Origin of the sequence: Anaeromassilibacillus sp. D41t1_190614_C2 (assembly GCF_015558525.1) — a bacterium.
Lineage (GTDB): Bacteria > Bacillota > Clostridia > Oscillospirales > Acutalibacteraceae > Anaeromassilibacillus > Anaeromassilibacillus stercoravium.
Genome location: NZ_JADMOD010000001.1, coordinates 43,654 through 63,486, shown reverse-complemented (window position 1 = coordinate 63,486; position 19,833 = coordinate 43,654). Strand labels below are relative to the sequence as shown.

The window sequence follows — 19,833 nt, the reverse complement described above, 5'->3', positions numbered from 1 at the left end:
CACCCCAAAAGGCATGCCAACAATTTTATTCGGAAAACCGGTACCCAACGCCGCGCACCGTCTGGATTAAGACCGGATGATCCGGGTCATCTTCTACTTTTTGCCGCAAATAGCGCACATGCACATCCACGGTACGGGTGTCTCCAAAATATTCCACACCCCAAACTTTATCCAGCAGGCTGTCGCGTGTGAGCACTTTCCCACGGTTTTTCATCAACATTGCCAGCAGGTCAAACTCTTTGGCAGTTAATTCGATTTTTGTTCCATTCTTTGTAACCGTATGGCGCGCGATGTCCACTTGCAGCGTGCCGGCTTCCAACTTCTGCTCCGGCTCCTGGGAACGCGCCGTCCGGCGCAGAACCGCCCGCACACGTGCGCAAAGCTCTTTGATCCCAAACGGCTTGACGATATAATCGTCCGCGCCGAGCTCTAAGCCCAACACCTTGTCAATCTCTTCCCCGCGCGCCGTCAGCATCAGGATCGGGATATCCCGTGTATCTGCATCGGACCGCAGCGTACGGCACACTGCCAAACCATCCGGCGGAGGCATCATCCAGTCCAGGATAATAACATCCGGCTTCCGCGCCTTTATCCCGGCCAAAAGCGTCTCCCCATCTGCAAACTCAGCGGATTCGAAGCCGCTGTCCTTTAAGCCAAACGCAACCAGGCGGCGAATATTTGGTTCGTCGTCTGCAATATATACCAAAGGCATAAAATGCCCCTCTCTTTCTCTGCGCGCTTCCGCACAACAACTATGTATGGGGCGGCCAGGGGATGCCCTGCCGCCCTGCAAGCGAACTCAAACGACTTTTGTATTGAGGTCCGGATGCACGCCAGTCTCCATATAGATGACCCACTCCGCGATATTGGTCGCATGGTCTGCCATACGCTCCGCATACTTCGTAATGAAGATCAAATCGACGTCACACATAACATTCTGCGGGTTCTCCGTGATGATCCCGCAAACTTCCAGGACAATCTTGGAAAACATGGAATCCACATTGTCGTCCGCCTTGCAGATTTCCCGCGCCTTCTCCACGTCACGGCTCAGGAATACATCCAATGCGCCGCGGAACATATCATGCGCCGCTTCCATCATCTGTACCACATGGGACAGCGCCAAACTGCTCCGGTCAAGCTCAGCGATGGTGAGAATGTCGCAAATATCTGCGCACTGGTCAGCCTCACGCTCCATATCGGTCAAAATCTTCAAACAGGCCGCAATCGTACGCAGGTCGCTGGCGATCGGCTGCTGCAACGCAATCAGATTCATGCACATCTGCTCAATCTTATGCTCTTCGCCGTCGATCTCACCGTCGCTAGTCGCCACATATTTCGCCTTTTCCATATCGAGCGTACGCAGGGCATCGATCGTCATCTGAATGCGCCCGTCCACCTTGTTCCCTAATTCAGTCATCGAGTGGATCAGATCGTTAATCTCACGGTCAAATAGTTTTCTTGCCATAATTCCAATCTCCTACGTTTATAATACACAATAAATTTGCCTTATTTAGATATTATACAGCAAATCCGCTGAAAATGGAAGAAGAATTAACCGAAACGGCCGGTGATATAGCGCTCTGTCCGTTCGTCCTTAGGCTTATTGAACATGGACAGCGTATCGGAATATTCCACCAGTTCCCCTAAGAGGAAAAACGCCGTGCGGTCGGCAATACGGGCTGCCTGCTGCATATTATGCGTAACAATGACCACCGTATACCGGTCGCGCAAGTCATCCATCAAATCTTCAATCTTAGAAGTAGAAATCGGGTCCAGGGCGCTGGTCGGTTCGTCCATCAGGATGACATCCGGCTCCACCGCCAGAGCACGCGCAATGCACAGGCGCTGCTGCTGGCCGCCGGACAAGCCGAGCGCGGACTTCTTTAGGCGGTCCTTTACCTCATCCCACAGAGCGGCGCTCCTCAGGGATGTCTCCACAATTTCATCGAGCTTCTGACGGTTCTTGATCCCATGGACGCGCGGCCCATAGGCGATGTTGTCGTATACCGTCATCGGGAATGGATTCGGCTTTTGGAATACCATACCGGCCCTGCGGCGCAACAAGGTCACGTCCGTACGCGGGTCATAAATATCTTCCCCATCCAAGGTCACCAAACCAGTGATTTTGCAATTATCCACCAGATCGTTCATCCGGTTTAACGTCTTCAAGCAAGTGGATTTTCCGCAGCCGGAAGGTCCGATAAACGCGGTAACTTTATTGGCTGGAATTTCCATATTGATCCCTTTCAGTGCATGAAAGTCCCCATAGTAGAGGTTTAGATCCTTCATTACAATTTTACTATTTCCCATTTCCATTGTATGTTCTCAACCCTTCTTTACAGCTTTGGTAACTACTTTTGTCAAACAATTTAGAAGGAATACCAAAATCAGCAACACCGCTGCGGTGCCAAATGCAATATTCATCGCATCCGGTGTAGAAGCCTCGCGTGCTGTCTGATACAAGTGCAATGTCAGTGTCCGGCCGCTTGTCATAATCTGGCGGAAGAACCCTCTCGGCATGCTATAGCCGATACCCGAGGTAAACAGCAAAGCGGCACTTTCGCCCACAATGCGCCCGACAGCCAGGATGACCGCCGTCAATACGCCCGGCATTGCGCAAGGGAGCACAATTCCCAAGATCACACGCAATTTCCCTGCGCCAAGCGCCAGGGCCCCTTCCTTATAGCTAGTCGGCACCGACAGCAAAGATTCCTCTGTTGTGCGCACGATGGTCGGAAGGATACAGATCGCCATCGTAAGGCAGCCCGCCAAGATGGACACCTGCAAACGGAATAGAATACAAAACACGGTGTAACCAAACAGGCCAAAAATGATCGATGGGATACCGGAAAGCACTTCCGTTGTAAAACGGATGGACCGGACAAGCCTGCCCTGCTTGGCATACTGGGTTAGATAAATTGCAGAAGAAATGCCGATTGGAACTGCGATCAGCAGCGTAATCACAACAATGTACAGGGTATTGATAATCATCGGCAAAATACCCTTTTGATCCGGGTTCATTTCCGAATACGGTGTGGAGATAAACTGCCAGGTGATGTAAGGGACGCCATTCACCAGGATATATCCCAGAATCCCAACCAGGACGACAACCGTAATCCCTGCCGCCAAATTGATCAGGACCTTCAAAAAAGTGTCTTTGGGGCGGCTGTGCTTGCAATAAAGTGAATTAGTTGGCATCCATCTGCACTCCCTTCTTGGAGATATACGTAAAGCTGATATTGACAATCATGATGAAGACAAAGAGCACCAGGCCGATTGCAAACAGCGCCTGACGGTGCAGACCGGTCGAATAGCTCATCTCCATCGCAATGCCCGTGGTCAGGAAGCGTACCGAGCCCAACAGGCGCGGCATATTGGGCACATTGCCCGCCACCATAATGACCGCCATGGTTTCGCCGATCGCACGGCCTACACCCAGGATCACGCCGGAGAGGATACCGGATTTTGCCGCCGGGACAGTCACTTTAAAGATCGTCGTGGTCGGCGTAGCACCCAAAGCCAAGGACGCCTCCCGGTAAGAAACCGGAACCGCGCGCAAAGCTGTCTCCGAAACATTGACGATGGTTGGGAGGACCATAATCGCCAAAATGATAATGGCCGCCAACAGGCTGTCGCCCGTTGTATGCCCCTGGAAGGGCGGGAACGTACGGATTGCCGGCACAATCACCAACATACCGAAGAAGCCATAAATTACAGAAGGGATGCCCGCCAAAAGCTCGACTGCCGGGCGCACAATTTTTGCCAAGATCGGGTTTGCCGTCTCCGAAAGGAAGATCGCCGTCAGCAGGCCGACCGGCACACCGATGATGATGGCGCCTATCGTGCCCACAATCGACGAGAGAATCATGGGCAAGATCCCAAAAATTTCTGAACTTGCTTCCCATTCCGTACCAAACAGGAAATTGCCCACGCCGATTTCTGCCAACGCTGGGGCGCCGGAAACAATGATATAGATGGTGATGACTGCCACCGACCCCACGGACACACAGGAAAACACCTTAAAAATCGACTGCGCCAAGCGTTCTGTGCCTTGGGTCCAAAGGGACAGAATGGCACCAGCGATACCAAACGCTAATGTACAGAGGAAAGGCCAAAGGTACTGAATTTCGATCTCACTAATATTCAGGGAAGTAACCGCGGTTTGAATATTCGAAGTTGTAATCAGGGAAACCAGGGGCGTGACGCCGGCAAGGATATAAGCAACGCCAGCCCAAACCGGCTTTCTAACCAAAAGAAGCACAATGCCAGCTAACGCTAACACCACGCCCGCGATGACTGCAATGCGGGTAAGTAAAGGGATTGTTACCAATCCGCTCATCTGCGGCCCGTAAACCATCATACCACGGACCGTAGCTAGCTGCAAACCGGTCAACGGATAGGATGTATCTCGAAATACAAACCGAATGTAAGGAAAAAAGAAAGAAACAATGATCACCGCACTCAAGGCAATCGCCACAATCGTTTTGACCCGGTTGGCAATCGCTCGCTTTTGTTCAACATGTTCATCAGTCAAAGATGTCTGCATCAGCAGGTCCTCCATTCTTCATTGAGCCCCATTTGTCAAACTCCTTTGGATGCAGCAAAATGCTTCGGCACCCAAACCGAGCGCCGGAGCATTTCATACGGAGCAAGCGCTCCGGGGCTATTTTTTATTGTGCCGGTACAAGCCCTACATCCGAAATGATCTGCTGTCCTTCGTCGGAGTATACAAAGTCAAACCAAGCTTTAATCAGCTCGCTGTCAGAGCCCTTCTTATAGATCTGGATGAACGGACGCTGTGCCTTGTAGGAACCATCAATGATGTTTTCCTCTGTAGCTTCTACACCGTCAACCTTGCAAGCCGTGATGGAATCGTTTACAGAGTCGAGGGAAACGTAGCCGATTGCAGACGGGTCAGAACCGACCTTGGAGACAACCTCACCGGTGGAAGTAACTTCCGCTGCATATTTGCAGTTGCCTTCGCAACCAAAGATGGATTCGAAACCGTCTCTCGTGCCGGAAGCCGCTTCACGGCCGATCACGGTGATCGCCTGGTCATTGCCGCCGAGATCTTTCCAGTTGGTGATTTCGCCGGTGAAGATCTGCGTAATCTGCTCGCTGGTCAACTCGGTGACCGGGTTATCCTTGTTAACTGCAATCGCGATGCCGTCGATTGCGATCTGGTTGATTTCAAACTGATCCGGGTTTTCTTCATCCTTCAGGTTTCTGGACAGGTCGCCGATCAGGGCTGTGCCGGAGTTAACAGCTTCCGGTGCATCGCCGGAACCATTGCCGCTCTTCGTCACGGTCACATCCGGATATTTCGCCATAAATGCTTCGCCAAGTGCCTGGCAAACCTTCGCCATCGAGGTGGAACCATTCAGCGTGAGGTCGCCGCTCAATTCTGTGGTCGCTTCCTCAGAGGAAGGTGCTTCCGCATCGTCGCCCGCCGCATTGTCCGCTGCCTGGGAAGACGGAGTCTCAGACTGTCCCTCTACCGCAGAGCTGCATCCAACGAACGCCATACTCGTGCACATCATAGCCAGTACCATTAGAATCGAAAGAACTTTTTTCATGTTTCATTGCTCCTTACATTTTTCTTCATGGTTTCTTTAAGTACGAGCTTATTCTATCGGCGGAATGTTAAAAACAGGTTAAGCTTAGTTTAGATCAAAATAAAATTAATATGCATTTTTGAGCCATGATTTAACCAGTGGTCGTCCTGTCCAATTGCTTGAAAAATCCCTCTATTTATGTGTGAAAAATGACCGATTCTCTCCGTTCTTGGCATAAAAAAATCCCCTTGGAATCCCGGAACCACCGGTTATTCCAAGGGGTAACTATGCCATTTCTTTTTACAAAACGGTTAAACGCGCTTAACTTAATCCATCAATTCTGAGGATGGTATTCTGCGCAGGTGCACTTCTTAAACTTCTTGCCGCTCCCGCAGGGGCAGGGATCGTTCGGGCCGATCTTCTTGCCCTTGCGCACAGGCTGGGCGGTATCGGTGCCGTCGGCGCTGGTTGCAGTGGGCTTCGCCACCTGCTCACGCTTCGGCTCCTCCTGCGTGCGCAGCTGCACGGTGAGCATCATGCGGGCGGTGTTCTCGCGGATGGTCGCGATCATCTCGTCGAACATATCGAAGCCTTCCAGACGGTATTCCACAACCGGGTCACGCTGGGCATAGGCGCGCAGGCGGATACCCTTCTGCAGCTCTTCCATCGCGTCGATGTGGTCCATCCACTCGCGGTCCACGTTCTTGAGAAGGATGACGCGCTCCAACTCGCGCATGACCTTGTCGCCATACGCCTGCTCACGCGCTTCGTACTGTTCCATGGCCTTCTTTGTGAGTTCATCTTTCACAAAGCCGGGTTCCAGCTTCTCCATCTCGGTCTCGTCATACTGCAAATCGTCCGGGCCGATCAGCCAGCCCATATAATGCTCGCGCAAGCCGTTCAAATCCCAGTCGTCGCGCAGGGTTGCAGCGGGCAAATATTTGTCCACCTGCGCCTCGATCGCCTGCTCGATCATCTTGACAATCTGGTCGCGCAGATCCTCGCCGTTGAGCACCTGGTCGCGCTGGCCATAGACGATCTCACGCTGGCGGCTCATGACGTCGTCGTACTGCAAGACGTTCTTACGGATGCCAAAGTTGCGGCCCTCGATCTTCTTCTGGGCGCCCTCGATGGTCTTGGTCAGCATGCCCGCCTCAATCGGCGTATTTTCATCGACCTTGAGCGTATTCATCATCTGCGTAATGCGCTCGCCGCCGAACAGACGCATCAGGTCGTCCTCCAGGGAGATATAGAACCGGCTCATGCCCGGATCGCCCTGACGGCCGGCACGGCCGCGCAGCTGGTTGTCGATACGGCGGGATTCATGGCGCTCCGTACCGATGATATACAGGCCGCCCGCCTCGCGGACCTCGTCGGCCTCGCCTTTCGTTTCTTCTTTATATTTGTTGTTGAGCTCCTGGAAGGTCTTGCGCGCCTCCAAAATCTCTTCATTATCGGTATCCGAATGCGCATCCGCCTCGCTGATGAGCTCCTCCGGGTACTGCATACGGCGCATTTCCGCTTTCGCCATATACTCGGCGTTGCCGCCCAGCATGATGTCCGTACCACGGCCGGCCATGTTGGTGGCGATGGTCACCGCGCCCTTTTTACCGGCCTGTGCGACGATCTCCGCTTCCTTATCGTGGTACTTTGCGTTCAAGACCACGTGCTTGACGCCGCGGCGTTTGAGCAATTGGCTCAACCGCTCGGACTTTTCGATGGAGATTGTGCCGACCAGCACCGGCTGGCCCTTTTCGTGGTGCTCGACGATGTCATCGATGACCGCATTGAACTTGCCCTGCTCCGTCTTATAGACGACGTCCGGCAGATCCTGGCGGATCATCGGGCGGTTGGTGGGGATCTCAATGACGTCGAGCTTATAGATCTCACGGAATTCGTCCTCTTCCGTCATTGCCGTACCGGTCATACCGGAGAGCTTTGTATAGAGGCGGAAGAAGTTCTGGAAGGTGATGGTGGCGAGCGTCTTGCTCTCGCGCGCAACCTTGACGCCTTCCTTGGCCTCGATCGCCTGGTGCAGGCCCTCGTTGTAGCGGCGGCCATACATCAAGCGGCCCGTAAATTCATCGACAATGATGACTTCCCCGTCTTTGACCACATAATCGATGTCGCGCGTCATCACGCCGCGCGCTTTGATCGCCTGGTTGATGTGGTGCTGAAGGGTGATGTTGTCTGCGTCGGTCAAGTTTTCTACATTAAAATACGCTTCTGCCTTCTTTACGCCGGACGGGGTCAGCGTTGCGGTCTTGGCCTTTTCGTTGACAATATAGTCCGCGTCTTTATAGAGCTCGTCGTTGTCCTCTTTGGTATCCAGGTCGGCGACCTTGACCATATGGAGCGTCTGCGCAAATGCATCCGCAATGTTATACAGCTCGGTGGACTTGTCCCCCTGGCCGGAAATAATCAACGGGGTACGCGCTTCGTCGATGAGGATGGAGTCAACCTCGTCGACGATGGCGAAATTGTGCCCGCGCTGCACTTTGTTTTCCTTATAGATGACCATGTTGTCGCGCAGGTAGTCGAAGCCGAACTCGTTGTTCGTACCATAGGTAATGTCGGCATTGTAAGCCCTCTGGCGGGAAGCATTGTCCATATCGTGGGCAATCAAGCCGACCGACAGCCCAAGGAAGCGGTACAGCTTGCCCATCCATTCGGAGTCGCGGCGGGCCAAATAGTCGTTGACGGTAACCACGTGGACGCCCTTGCCTGCCAAGCCATTCAAATACGCGGGGAGCGTCGCCACAAGCGTTTTACCTTCACCGGTCTTCATCTCGGCGATGCGGCCCTGATGGAGCACGATGCCGCCGATGATCTGCACCGGAAAGTGGCGCATCTGCAGCACGCGGGCAGAAGCCTCGCGGCAGACGGCAAATGCGTCTGGCAGGATGTCGTCCAACGTTTCGCCGTTGGCCAAGCGTTCCTTTAAAGCAGGGGTCTGCGCCTGCAAATCCTCGTCGCTCAGCGCTTTGTATTTTTCTTCAAGTGCGAGCACTTTGTCGCAAAGGGGCTGGATGCGCTTTAACTCGCGCTTGCTGTAGTTGCCAAAGAAGGCTTTGAGAATATTACCCATGAACGTTCACCTCAAAATGGTTATAAAAAACCGATTATTCATCTCAGTATTGAGCATACGGGTGTTATTATACCATAGGTACGGGGAAAAGGAAAGAACAAATCGTGAATTGTGACCAAAGAATTGACAGGGATTTTGCGGAAACACGTTTAAAGAAAAGATTCCAGGCGTCTGCGCTTGCTTGAAAGCGTTTCTTGATATTGCTTTTATCTTCCTTTTATTCTATTATGATCGTGAATCCTATGTTTCTTGTTAACAACATCGTATGATGAAACAATTACTGGAGAATGTGATGCGACTATGAAAAAGCACCGAAACCGATGGGTTTGTTTTATCCTGAGCATCTTGATCGTATCTGCTGCTGCGCTCGCCTTGGTTTTTCATCAAAACCGGATGGAGGATCTCTATGGAAATGGGATAAGTCCGATTTCTGAAGAACAGGTTCCCGATTTTCTCGCGGGAAAACCTGCCTATGCAATGGGGGTCAATTCCAAAGGCATGCCGGTCTTTGAAGACCCGGACGCCGCCTTTGCGGAAGCCACCATGGATTTTCAGACGGGCATCGCCGCCATTCAGGAACAATTCGATTTGGAACCCTTCACCCCTTCAAATTGGGAACCATGCAAAACCTATGGCGCGCAGATTCCCACAGAGGATGAAACCCTGCGGGAGGAATGCATGCAAGTGTCCATTTTTTGGATTTCTATGAAAACAGCTTTCCAAATACGTAAGGTCAAAAAGCCTGCCCTGCTCTTTTGCAGGACAGGCTTTTTCATCCACAATGATACAATTCTTTAGGAAGCGGCCTTCATCGAGTAAAAACTATACGCTTTGTCCATGTGGAAGCTCCGAAAACGCATTCCCTTCTTTGACGCCCGTAACCGTCCCGTCGTAATATGCGTAAACCGCATCCCCCATTTGCGTGATATGCGATAGCGTCAAATCGCCTTCCAAAACGGTTCCCGTTGCGGAATCCATGTGGGTGCAATGATAGACCGGTTCCACCTTTTCCGGGGAAGAATAGATATACCGATAGCCGTGCAGCTCCTTCGTGATGACCTCCGAAGGGGTTTCGATTTCCGCCACATCTTCCAAATCCCGGCTGAAAACGGATGCCTCCAGGGACATGCCGTCCTGCTTTTCAAAACGAATCTCCTGCAACGCCTGTTGCCCCTGCCCGTCCGTCAGCAACGCATAAAGGGAAAAGCCGTCCATTCCCCATGCATTTGACCCTTCCGGCCGGACGCCTTCTTCCGGCAACAGTTTCACCGGGAACTCCAAATGGATTTCCACTTCCTCCCCGCCGGCAACCTCTCTTTCCACCGGGGTTTCCAACCATTTTGTTGCATTGCAGGGAATGGTCCCATCCGGGGAAAGCTGCTGGGATGTACTCTGCCGGAGCACGCGGTTTTCTGCAAAGCCCTCTTCTACATTGTCCGAATCATCCTCCGGCAGGAGAACATACTCCACAAATTTGACATCCGGGTTTCCGGAAAGAAAAGAAATATGTTTGATCCCACTCGTCAAAGGCTCTACAGAAAAGGAGTATGCTACCTCGCCAGCGGCTTGTCCGGTTTTGCCCAGAAGCACCGGCTCCGACATTTGCGTGATTTTCAAAAGGGCACTGGGCGCTTCGTCCGATTGCTGTTCAATATCCTTGTCTCTGGGCATTTCTCCGGAAAAAGGTTCCTGGGAGTCATGGAACAGCGGAAAGGCCGCCATCACGCCCACAAGAAATGCCATGGCCACGCCAATAAAAAACCGTTTTTGTTTCATCCTAATCTCCCTGCCTTTCCAAATATAGACTTTGCCAAAGGGTGCCAAAAGATTTCAAACATTCTCTAATTAAATTATAAATTAGAATTTCAACTCTGTCAATTTCGTGTAAACAACTTTCACCGATTGTCAAGTAAAAATTTTTGTGGGGGACTCTATTCCATTGTGAATGAATCCCCATTGCCGAAAATGTAATACATTTGTCGCACATCCTGTAGCACAATTGTGATGCATACAATCCCTCATTTCCATTGCATAATATTCTTATAAACAATTGCGCCGTGGGAGTCCTGTGCATGAAACGGTTTCAAATTCCCTCCATTCCATCCACTACAAACAAAAGCATCCGATTTCCAAACAATCTGATCGAACAAGTGGAAGAAGAGATCAAGGGGACAAACTGCACCTTCTCTGCATTTGTCGTCGAGGCGGTCCGCGTGGCCCTGGAAGAAACCCGGGAGGCCGATTCAAAATGATCTATCTTTCGCAAAACCTCCGCTTCCTGCGCAAGGCCTTTCATTTCCCCCAATGGCAGGTTGCACTCTGGTTAAACGTGGAGCGCTCTTCCTATACCTATTATGAGACCGGCCGTACCCTGCCGCCTCTTCTTATATTGCTCAAGCTCGCGTGGTTCTTCGAGGTCTCCCTGGACGGCCTCGTCCTGACGGACCTTGCCAAAGCCCCGCCGGACTACCTCCCCGCCTGCGTGCAACCCTCGGAAACGACCGCCGAAGTGGAATCCCAGGAGGACGCCCCGCCAAAACCGCGCCGGGGCCGGAAGCGCAAAAAGCGCACAGCCTCCTAATTCATTTGTTTATTCCTCCTTAGCCGCCTTCGGGCGGCTTTTCTTTTGCCCGTTTTCCATCCCACAGAAACGGCTCTTTCGAACGCCCATGCCTGCGCCGGTATGGGCGTTTTCTTCCACAAGTAGTTTCCCCTCTTGCATAATGCACGATGAGAGGATAGAATGGGGAAGGGAAAATGGATAAAACCAAATTACACTTTATTTTATATGGAAAGAGGGAGTTCCCATGAAAACAGTCCCAGAACGCATTGCGGCCCTGCGCGCTGCAATGAAGGAAGCAGGGGTCGACGGCTTTTTAATCCCGTCCTCCGATCCCCATATGAGCGAATATTTGCCCGATTCTTACCAAGCGCGAAGCTGGTTCTCCGGCTTTAACGGCTCGGTCGGCACGTTGGCCGTCACAGCGGACGCCGCCGCGCTTTGGGTGGACGGCCGCTATTTCATCCAGGCGGAACGCCAGCTTGCAGGCAGCGGCATCGAACTGATGCGCATCGCGCAGAAGGGCACGCCGGAAATCCCCGCATGGCTAGCAGACACGCTTCCGGAAAACGGCGTGATGGGTGTGGACGGCATGGTGACCGCCACATCGACCGTCGAAAAACTGAACAAAGCGTTTGAAAAGAAGCATATTTCGATCCGCGATATCGACTTCGTCACACCGCTGTGGGAGGGCCGTCCGGCTGCGCCTGCAACCCCCGCGTGGCTGCTCGATGTGAAATACGCGGGCAAAACCGCGGCGGAAAAGCTGGCCCAGCTCCGCGAAAAACTCCAGGAAAAGGGCGCAAATGCCATGCTGGTTTCCCGCCTGGACAGCGTCGCCTGGCTTCTGAACCTGCGCGCGGACGACATCGCCTGCACGCCGGTCGCCATGGCCTACTGCCTGGTCCTGCCGGACAGCGCCACGCTGTTTATCAACCGGAGCCGCCTGCCGCAGGAGGCCCAGGATGCGCTGGCCAAAGAAGGAGTGCAAACTGCCGCGTATGAGGACGTTGCAAACGCCATCGCCGCGATTGACCAAATGGTGACCGCGCTCTATGAGCCCGACGGGTTGAACTATACCCTGTACAACGCCTGGAAAGCGAACCCGAACGTCACCCTTCTGGCGGGTGAGGAACCGGTTCAGCAGCTCAAGGGCGTTAAGAATGAGGTCGAGATTGAAAACATCAAGAACGCCCATGTGAAAGACGGCGTTGCCATGGTGCGCTTCCAGATGGCCTTGGAGGACAAGATGGCGCGCGGGGAAGCCGTAACCGAATGCGACGTAACGGAGATGCTTGCCACCCTGCGCCGGGAGCAGCCGCTCTGCCTGGGAGAAAGCTTTGACACCATCCCCGCCTATGGCGCCAATGCCGCGATGATGCATTACCACGCTGTCCCGGAGACCTGCGCCACGCTGGAGCCTCACGGGTTCCTGCTGGTGGATTCCGGCGGCCAATATCTGGACGGCACGACGGACATCACGCGCACCTATTCGTTGGGAGAGCTGACCGACGAGGAAAAGACCTACTACACCTGGGTGCTCAAATGCCACATTGACATCGCCAAGGTGATCTTCCTGGAGGGCTGCACCGGCGGCAACCTGGATATTATCGCGCGCAGCCCCCTGTGGCAGCACGGGATCGACTACCGCTGCGGCACCGGCCACGGCGTTGGCTTTGTCGGCGGCGTACATGAGGGCCCGCAAAACCTGCGCACAAACAACCACGCTGTTTTCCAGCCCGGCATGACCATCACGGACGAGCCCGGCGTTTATGAGGAAGGGAAAATCGGCATCCGCATTGAGAACGAGCTGGTCTGCAAGGAGTGGGACACCACAGAGTATGGCCGATTCCTCTGCTTTGAACCGATCACGTATTGTCCGATCGATACCCGCCCGGTCAAGGTGGAACTGCTGGACGATGCAGAACTGACATGGCTGAACAATTTCCATCAGACCGTATACCGGACCCTGGAAAATTCCCTGAACGACCGGGAGCGGGAATGGCTAAAGGCCGCCTGCGCGCCGCTCACCCGGTAAGCACATGAATGCACTGATTGCAATCCTGCTCCTTTTTGCCCTTCTGGGCGCAGTCGATAAGATCACCGGCGGCAAACTGGGGGTTGCCGAAGAATTCGACCGCGGTCTGGCCGCCATGGGCCCGCTCTGCCTTTCCATGTCCGGCGTGTACTGCGTGGCGGTGGCCGCGCTGGGGTCCCATCCGGAGGTCCTCTCCGCCTGGGGAAGCGTCCTCCCGTTCGACCCCTCCCTCCTGGCAGGCGCGCTGCTTGCACCGGACTTGGGCGGCTATCCGATCGCCAGCCAGCTTGCGGCGTCCCCCGCGCTGGCTGCCTATTCCGGGGCGATGCTCTCCTCTTTGCTCGGCTGCCTCATCAGCTTTGTCCTGCCCACCTCCCTGGGAAGCTTGGAAAGCCACGAAGTGGGAGGCTTTATGCGGGGCATCCTCTGGGGGATTGTGGCCATGCCCGCCGCCCTTGCCGTGGGCGGGCTGCTGGCCGGATTGCCAGTCCCCTCGCTGCTCGCCAACCTATGGCCGGTGCTGCTTCTCTGCGCGATCCTCTGCCTGGCGCTGCGGTTTGCCCCGCGCGCCTGTATCCGGGTCCTCTCTGGGCTTGGACTGTTCGTCCGCGCTGCGGGCATCGTGCTCTTCTGCATTGTGGTGGCGGGCGTATTCGTGCCCGAATGGTCGATGGTCCCGGACACGCTCGTCTTTGAAGCGCTGACCATCGCCTTGAAATGCACGGTCGTGGTTTGCGGATCGACCGTCGCCTGCGGGCTGCTTCTGGCCCACTGCGGCGGGATCGTGGACAAGCTGGCGGGCCGCTTGGGGATGAACCGGTACGCGGTCGCCGGCTTGTTTGTCAGCGTTGCGTCCAGCCTCTCCATGCTGCCGCTGTACAGCCGGATGGACCCACGCGGGAAAGCCGCAAACGCTGCATTCGCCGCAACGGGCGCGTTTGTCTTCGGCGGGCAATTGGCGTTTGTCTCCAGCGTATCCACGGGAAACGTGGTGGCCGCTTATGTGGCCTGTAAGCTGGTGGGCGGCATATTGGCGGTATGGTTGGCCATGCATTTTACAAAAGGGGACGAGCTTCCAGCAGAAAGAGCCACGGAAGCGACGCCGGTTTGCAAATGACGTTCCATTGGCGGCTCATCAGCCATCCTATGGGCAACCCTCCAGGTTTTGATCGTTTCTGGCAGGAGGTTCCTTGCATACAAGTTCCAGCATAAAGACAGCGGCCAGTCCCGTTTGGGGCTGGCCGCCGGTTTTTATCTGTTTCCTTTTCCCGGATATAACTCCATTGCCTGGTCTTACCAAAAGAGAACGGGATGCCTATTTTTATAGTGGCCAGGAATGGAACATCCCTATACCTGTTCCTCCCATTCTTCGACTTTTTCAAAGGCAAAAAACAACTCCGCAGGAACCTTTACGGTGTCCGGCGGGACCGCTGTCTCGATCACACTCCCCCGGAGCGGAAGGCCGTGCGTTCCCGTTGCCCGATCCGGTTTTAATCTCATCCCCAGCAAAGCAGAACTCCCCCTGTGTTCTTCCGGGCGGGATCTCAAATATTCCTTGGAATAGAATTGCAGACTCATATCCTTGCTGCATTCGTATTCAATCCCGACATAACACATTCCCTTTGGACAGCTTTGTTCCAAGGCTTCAAAGCAATTGCGTTTGACCTGCCGCAATTGTTCCGGTGAAAGGCCCTCCGTATATCGCGGATGGTTGAATTGTTCTTCCAACTCGTTCCATACATCGATCAACGTAACACGATTGATATAACACGCTACTGAATCTCCGGAATGGTCCAAGAAACGGAACGAGCGGCTTTTCCCCACCGTTAACGTGACGGTTTTTTCCAGGATATGCTGGATGGGGTCCGGCCTGTGCCGGATGGTGACCGGCGTTTTCTCGGAAACGTTTGGCAACGTCTGCCGATCCGCAATCTCCAGGGTGACCAGCTGCAAACGCTCCCATGCCATGTGCTTGAGCCATTCGGGGACCACCCAGCCGGCGCTCATCATAGCAAGGAAGAGTTGGACATTGCCGTAATCCAGGAAAGAATCCATCAAAGGGCCGCTCGAGCCCCCTTGCACCTGTAACCGCTCCTTGCCCAAATAGATGTCGCTACAGTGCAAATAGCAAACATCCGGGTTTCCCTGCTCCTTGAGGATTCTTCTATGATTCCGGATTCCCTTTCTCCGACGCCGCCCATGTTCGGATTCCTCATATGGTTCCAAGATATAGAGCTTTGCTTCGTCCGCCAGGGTCATGCCAACGATGTGATATTTTTTACCCTTGCGTTCGATGGTTCTTCCAATCACCCGAATCTCTTGCCATGTTTGATGGGCTTCTTCTAAGGTTCGAAAATCCATTCTCCTATCTCCCAGCAGAATTCGATTGTCTGTGCGTTCATTGTAGCATAGCCGTTGACACCTGTCCACATGGCGCCTTTCAAGCGGAAACCGTCCGGCTTCGAAGACTGCTTTTAAGCGCCAGTGTAAAAGCCAAAGGAATTTTCGAAATCTACCGGAGTATAGTCGGACAAAAAGAGAAAACGATAAACGAAAAAAGATCCCGCCGGACATTCCTTCCAGCGGGATCTTTCAAATTTGAATCTGTTTGCCTCTATCAATCGCCGACCTGATAACCGGCGTCGCTGACCACGTTGGAAATGCCGGACAGGTCGATTTTCGACTCGTCATAGGCAACCTGGGCGGTTTTTGTTGCAAAACTCACCTTTGCCTTTTCGATCCCATCCGCCTTCAAAAGCGCATTCTCCAAGTTGGCCGCGCAATGCTCACACTTCATCCCAAGGACCGACAGCGTGGCTTCCTTTGTCGCTTTTCCTACCATTACAAACCCTCCTTTTCCTTCTGCAATCTCACAGGAACGCCATCAATAAGGCGGAACCTGCAATCAACAGTGCGCATCCCAATGCCACAATCCGAATGAAAAGCTTCCGCGTATCTGCGCGGCTTTTTTTCTTCCCCGTTGTCCGCATGGCGTTTTCCTCCTGTTCCATGATAATGAGTTGCTATAGCATTTTATTATACCCGTTGTTCTTTCAAAATTTGTTACGATATTCTGAATTCTAAGTTAAAATGCCTGTAAAAAAGCAAGACCTGTCCAAGGAAAGAAATTCCACCCGCCCAGAAATGATTGACATGCCATGCCGAATGCAATAGAATAGAGCGAGGATGCCAAATTGGGCCCTTTTGATTTGTATTCTTATTGATAAGGACAAGCCGTGTTAATTGGATGAGGAGTGACAAAATGGACAAACGAAATACGTATACGCGATCCGGTTCACGCGATATTTATTCCAGCAGCAAAGGGCCCCGGCAGTATCGAGGAGAAATCGACCGGTACAATTACGTTGACCGCGATATTTATTCCAGCAGCAATAAGCGGGCCGCTGTCAAGAGCGCCAAAAGCCGGAAAGCGGACCGCCGGCGCAAAAAGAAGCGTGGAGGGCACCGGGTCCTTGCCACAGTTTTTTCTGTAGCGCTTGTGCTTGTGCTGGGGGTCGTCGCGTATGCCGGCGTGATGGTGAGCCGTCTCAACCGTCCAGGGGTGGACACATCCCAATATGTGGAACAGCCCGAAGCCGCCCCCACATGGGATGTGATTTCCAAAGATGGGGTCACCAATATTCTATTGATCGGCGCGGACAATGGGGACGATGGGAACAGCCACCGTTCCGACACCACGATGTTGGTTTCCATCGACAACGGGACCAAAAAGCTCCGTCTGGTCTCCTTCCTGCGCGACCTCTATCTCGAAATCCCAACCGTCGGAAAGACCAAACTGAACGCCGCCTATGCCAACGGCGGCCCAGCTTTAACCATGCAGACCATTGAAAACAACTTCCGTGTGAATATCGACAAGTATGTCTCGGTAAATTTTGAAAATTTCGAAGCGATTATCGATAAGATGGGCGGCATCGATATCGATATGTCGGCCGAAGTCGCAGCCGAGGAAAACCGGAATATGGGCAGCAATTTGCACGAAGGCGTCAACCACCTGGATGGCCGCCTCGCCCTGTACTACGCCCGCATCCGTGCAACCGACAGCGATTTTGGGCGCACTGGCCGCCAACGCCAGGTTGTCGAAGCGATGATTGCCCGCATGAAGGAACTCAACCCTGTGGAATTCAGCAAATTGATGTATGACTACCTGCCCTATGTAGAAACCAACCTCAGCGACGGGGATCTGCTCGCCTTGGCTGCGATGGCCCCATCCATTATGAATTATGAGATGGAAACCATGGCCGTCCCCAATCCAAACGCCTATGAGGATCAGACGATCCAAGGCAGCGGCATGGTGCTTGTGCCCGACCTTCCGGAAAACTGCCGCCTGCTGCGGGAATTCCTCTATGGTACTAGTGGCACGGATAATGCCGGATTGTAATCTTTCCTCCGCTTATCGAAAATACGCTTCGAGAAAGGCAAGTCCCCTCGAAGCGTATTTTTTTGTGAATTGCCGTTAAAATCTTTCACATTCGACCTGTATTTCTTTATGCGATTGAAAACCCTCGTTAAAATGAGTATAATATGGATGTTATATCATGCAAGGCAACCTCTATATGGAGAATGTTTTTGCATATTTTCCCGGCCGATATGGTCATCGCGCGGGAAATGTGTAGACTGAACAGTAGGAGCGAAATGACATGGAGAGAAAAACGTTTTATATCACCACGCCAATTTACTATCCATCCGGTAAGGCGCATATCGGCCACAGCTATTGCACCGTGGCGAGCGACGCCATTGCCCGCTATAAGCGTCTTCAGGGATATGACGTGATGTTTTTGACCGGAACGGACGAGCATGGCCAGAAGATCGAATTAAAGGCTGCGGAAGCAGGCGTTACCCCAAAAGAATATGTGGATAAGATCGTCGCAGGCTTCCAGAGCCTCTGGAAACTTCTCAACATCAGCAACGACCGCTTCATCCGCACGACGGATGAATATCATATGCGCGCGGTCCAGAAAATTTTCCGTGCCCTCTATGAAAAAGGGGAAATTTATAAGGGCAAATACGAAGGCTGGTATTGCACCCCCTGCGAATCCTTCTGGACGGAGACTCAGCTCAAGGATGGCAAGTGCCCGGACTGCGGCCGCGAGGTCAAATGGGCGGAGGAAGAGGCCTATTTCTTCCGTCTTTCCAAATACGGCGACCGTCTCCTGAAGCTCTATGAGGAACGCCCGGAATTCATCCAGCCGGAAAGCCGCAAGAATGAGATGATCAATTTCATCAAACAAGGCTTGGATGACCTGTGCGTCACGCGCACCAGCTTTTCCTGGGGTATCCCCGTGGACTTTGACCCGGATCATGTGATCTATGTCTGGTTGGACGCGCTGACCAACTATATCACGGCATTAGGTTATAGCTCCGGCAACGACTTGATGTACCGCAAGTTTTGGCCGGCCGACGTCCATTTTGTCGGCAAGGAGATCGTGCGTTTCCACACCATCATTTGGCCCGCCATGCTGATGGCATTGGATCTACCCCTGCCAAAGCAGGTTTACGGCCACGGCTGGCTGCTGTTTGGCGACGGCACCAAGATGAGTAAGTCCAAGGGCAATGTGGTGGACCCGCTCATCCTGTGCGAGCGGTACGGCGTCGACGCCATCCGGTACTTCCTCTTGCGTGAAATCCCCTTTGGCGCGGACGGCGTCTTTACCAATGAGGCGCTCATCAACCGCATCAATTCCGACTTGGCGAACGACCTGGGCAACCTGCTCTCCCGCACCACGGCGATGGTGGAAAAATACTTCGGCGGCGCGCTTCCCCGCGAGCGCTGCGCTGCGGCGCCGGACGGCGAGCTGATCACGCTGGCTTCCATGCTGCGCGGCAAATGCGACGCCGCGATCGACAAGTATCAATTCTCCAACGCGCTGGGTGAGATCTGGAAGCTGATCGCCCGCGCCAATAAATACATCGACGAAACCATGCCGTGGGCTTTGGGCAAGGACGCTACGAAGCGCGCGCGCCTGGCGACCGTCTTGTACAACCTCTGTGAAACGCTGCGTATCATTTCGATTTTGATCGCTCCGTTCATGCCGGAAACCGCTCCGAAGATTCAGCAGCAGATCGGCGCTATTCCGGAAGTTCTCACCTACGAGTCCTCCTCCAAGTGGGGCTTGCTCCCGCCGACCGCCGTGGTCACCAAAGGGGAGACCCTGTTCCCGCGCATCGACGTGGAGAAGGAAATCGAAGAGTTGAACAAACTACTCCCCAATCGCGCAGAGCCCGAGAAAAAGCACATTGAGGGCTTAGCACAAATTGGGATCGACACATTCGAGAAAGTGGAGCTGCGCGTGGCAAAGGTCAAGGCTTGCGAGCCGATCAAACGCGCAAAGAAGCTCCTGAAGCTCACACTGGACGACGGCGAAGGGGAGCGCGTGGTCGCTTCCGGCATTGCCGCCTGGTACAAGCCGGAGGATCTGATCGGACGCAGCGTGATTTTGGTGGCAAACCTCAAGCCGGCTACGCTCTGCGGCGTGGAAAGCCAGGGCATGATCTTGGCCGCGGACGAGAGCGAGGACAGCGTCCGGGTGATCTTTGTGGATGGCGTCCCGGCCGGCTCCCGCATCCATTGATG

Annotated in this window: 17 protein-coding genes; 7 read left to right on the top strand and 10 right to left on the bottom strand. The window is 53.6% G+C overall.

What is annotated here, in order from left to right; translation table 11 throughout:
• Nucleotides 1–25 precede the first annotated feature (25 nt).
• The 7 genes from I2G69_RS00290 to secA form a co-directional block, all read right to left on the bottom strand.
• Nucleotides 26–712 (bottom strand): response regulator transcription factor, encoded by a 687-nt coding sequence (locus I2G69_RS00290; RefSeq protein WP_087229771.1) that lies wholly within the window; start codon nt 710–712, stop codon nt 26–28.
• An 87-nt stretch (nt 713–799) separates the two neighbouring features.
• A complete protein-coding gene (phoU, locus tag I2G69_RS00285; RefSeq protein WP_087229768.1) occupies nt 800–1,465 on the bottom strand; it encodes a phosphate signaling complex protein PhoU in 666 nt (221 codons plus the stop codon).
• A gap of 86 nt (nt 1,466–1,551) precedes the next feature.
• A complete protein-coding gene (gene pstB / locus I2G69_RS00280; protein WP_087230288.1) occupies nt 1,552–2,310 on the bottom strand; it encodes a phosphate ABC transporter ATP-binding protein PstB in 759 nt (252 codons plus the stop codon).
• 15 nt (nt 2,311–2,325) lie between these two features.
• Nucleotides 2,326–3,198, bottom strand: a complete 873-nt coding sequence (gene pstA / locus I2G69_RS00275; RefSeq protein ID WP_087229765.1) for a phosphate ABC transporter permease PstA — start codon at nt 3,196–3,198, stop codon at nt 2,326–2,328.
• A complete protein-coding gene (gene pstC / locus I2G69_RS00270) occupies nt 3,188–4,546 on the bottom strand; it encodes a phosphate ABC transporter permease subunit PstC (protein ID WP_087230285.1) in 1,359 nt (452 codons plus the stop codon). Before pstC ends, pstA begins: the two co-directional genes overlap by 11 nt.
• Before the next feature lie 124 nt (nt 4,547–4,670).
• Nucleotides 4,671–5,576: a phosphate ABC transporter substrate-binding protein gene (locus I2G69_RS00265; protein WP_087229762.1), complete on the bottom strand. Its 906-nt coding sequence runs from the start codon at nt 5,574–5,576 to the stop codon at nt 4,671–4,673.
• 313 nt (nt 5,577–5,889) lie between these two features.
• Nucleotides 5,890–8,643, bottom strand: coding sequence for a preprotein translocase subunit SecA (gene secA, locus I2G69_RS00260; protein WP_191362735.1), 2,754 nt, complete (start codon nt 8,641–8,643; stop codon nt 5,890–5,892).
• Between the two features lie 300 nt (nt 8,644–8,943).
• Here secA and I2G69_RS00255 point away from each other — a divergent pair, with 300 nt between their 5' ends.
• The gene (locus tag I2G69_RS00255; protein WP_191448351.1) at nt 8,944–9,441 is read left to right on the top strand and encodes a hypothetical protein; all 498 of its coding nucleotides are present in this window, start codon (nt 8,944–8,946) and stop codon (nt 9,439–9,441) included.
• Between the two features lie 24 nt (nt 9,442–9,465).
• Here the strand turns inward: I2G69_RS00255 and I2G69_RS00250 are convergent, their stop codons facing one another.
• Nucleotides 9,466–10,419 (bottom strand): hypothetical protein, encoded by a 954-nt coding sequence (locus I2G69_RS00250; protein WP_191395434.1) that lies wholly within the window; start codon nt 10,417–10,419, stop codon nt 9,466–9,468.
• 296 nt (nt 10,420–10,715) lie between these two features.
• Here I2G69_RS00250 and I2G69_RS00245 point away from each other — a divergent pair, with 296 nt between their 5' ends.
• From I2G69_RS00245 to eutH, 4 genes are all read left to right on the top strand, one after another.
• Nucleotides 10,716–10,895, top strand: a complete 180-nt coding sequence (locus I2G69_RS00245; protein WP_191395435.1) for a YlcI/YnfO family protein — start codon at nt 10,716–10,718, stop codon at nt 10,893–10,895.
• The gene (locus I2G69_RS00240) at nt 10,892–11,224 is read left to right on the top strand and encodes a hypothetical protein (protein WP_195450389.1); all 333 of its coding nucleotides are present in this window, start codon (nt 10,892–10,894) and stop codon (nt 11,222–11,224) included. The genes I2G69_RS00245 and I2G69_RS00240 overlap by 4 nt, the downstream gene beginning before the upstream one ends.
• Before the next feature lie 226 nt (nt 11,225–11,450).
• The gene (locus I2G69_RS00235) at nt 11,451–13,241 is read left to right on the top strand and encodes an aminopeptidase P family N-terminal domain-containing protein (protein ID WP_195559998.1); all 1,791 of its coding nucleotides are present in this window, start codon (nt 11,451–11,453) and stop codon (nt 13,239–13,241) included.
• Between the two features lie 4 nt (nt 13,242–13,245).
• Nucleotides 13,246–14,358 carry an ethanolamine utilization protein EutH gene (gene eutH, locus I2G69_RS00230; RefSeq protein WP_195559997.1) on the top strand — a complete coding sequence of 371 codons (1,113 nt, stop codon included), beginning with the start codon at nt 13,246–13,248 and terminating at the stop codon, nt 14,356–14,358.
• Nucleotides 14,359–14,588: 230 nt separating this feature from the next.
• On the opposite strand, the gene I2G69_RS00225 is transcribed toward eutH, so the two are convergent.
• Complete coding sequence (locus I2G69_RS00225) at nt 14,589–15,602, bottom strand: hypothetical protein (protein ID WP_195559996.1); 1,014 nt, start codon at nt 15,600–15,602, stop codon at nt 14,589–14,591.
• A 256-nt stretch (nt 15,603–15,858) separates the two neighbouring features.
• Complete coding sequence (locus I2G69_RS00220) at nt 15,859–16,083, bottom strand: heavy-metal-associated domain-containing protein (protein WP_087229734.1); 225 nt, start codon at nt 16,081–16,083, stop codon at nt 15,859–15,861.
• A gap of 420 nt (nt 16,084–16,503) precedes the next feature.
• Between I2G69_RS00220 and I2G69_RS00215 the strand changes: the two genes are divergently transcribed.
• Nucleotides 16,504–17,640 (top strand): LCP family protein, encoded by a 1,137-nt coding sequence (locus I2G69_RS00215; RefSeq protein ID WP_087229731.1) that lies wholly within the window; start codon nt 16,504–16,506, stop codon nt 17,638–17,640.
• A 259-nt stretch (nt 17,641–17,899) separates the two neighbouring features.
• Nucleotides 17,900–19,831 (top strand): methionine--tRNA ligase, encoded by a 1,932-nt coding sequence (gene metG, locus I2G69_RS00210; protein ID WP_087229728.1) that lies wholly within the window; start codon nt 17,900–17,902, stop codon nt 19,829–19,831.
• Nucleotides 19,832–19,833: the final 2 nt, after the last annotated feature.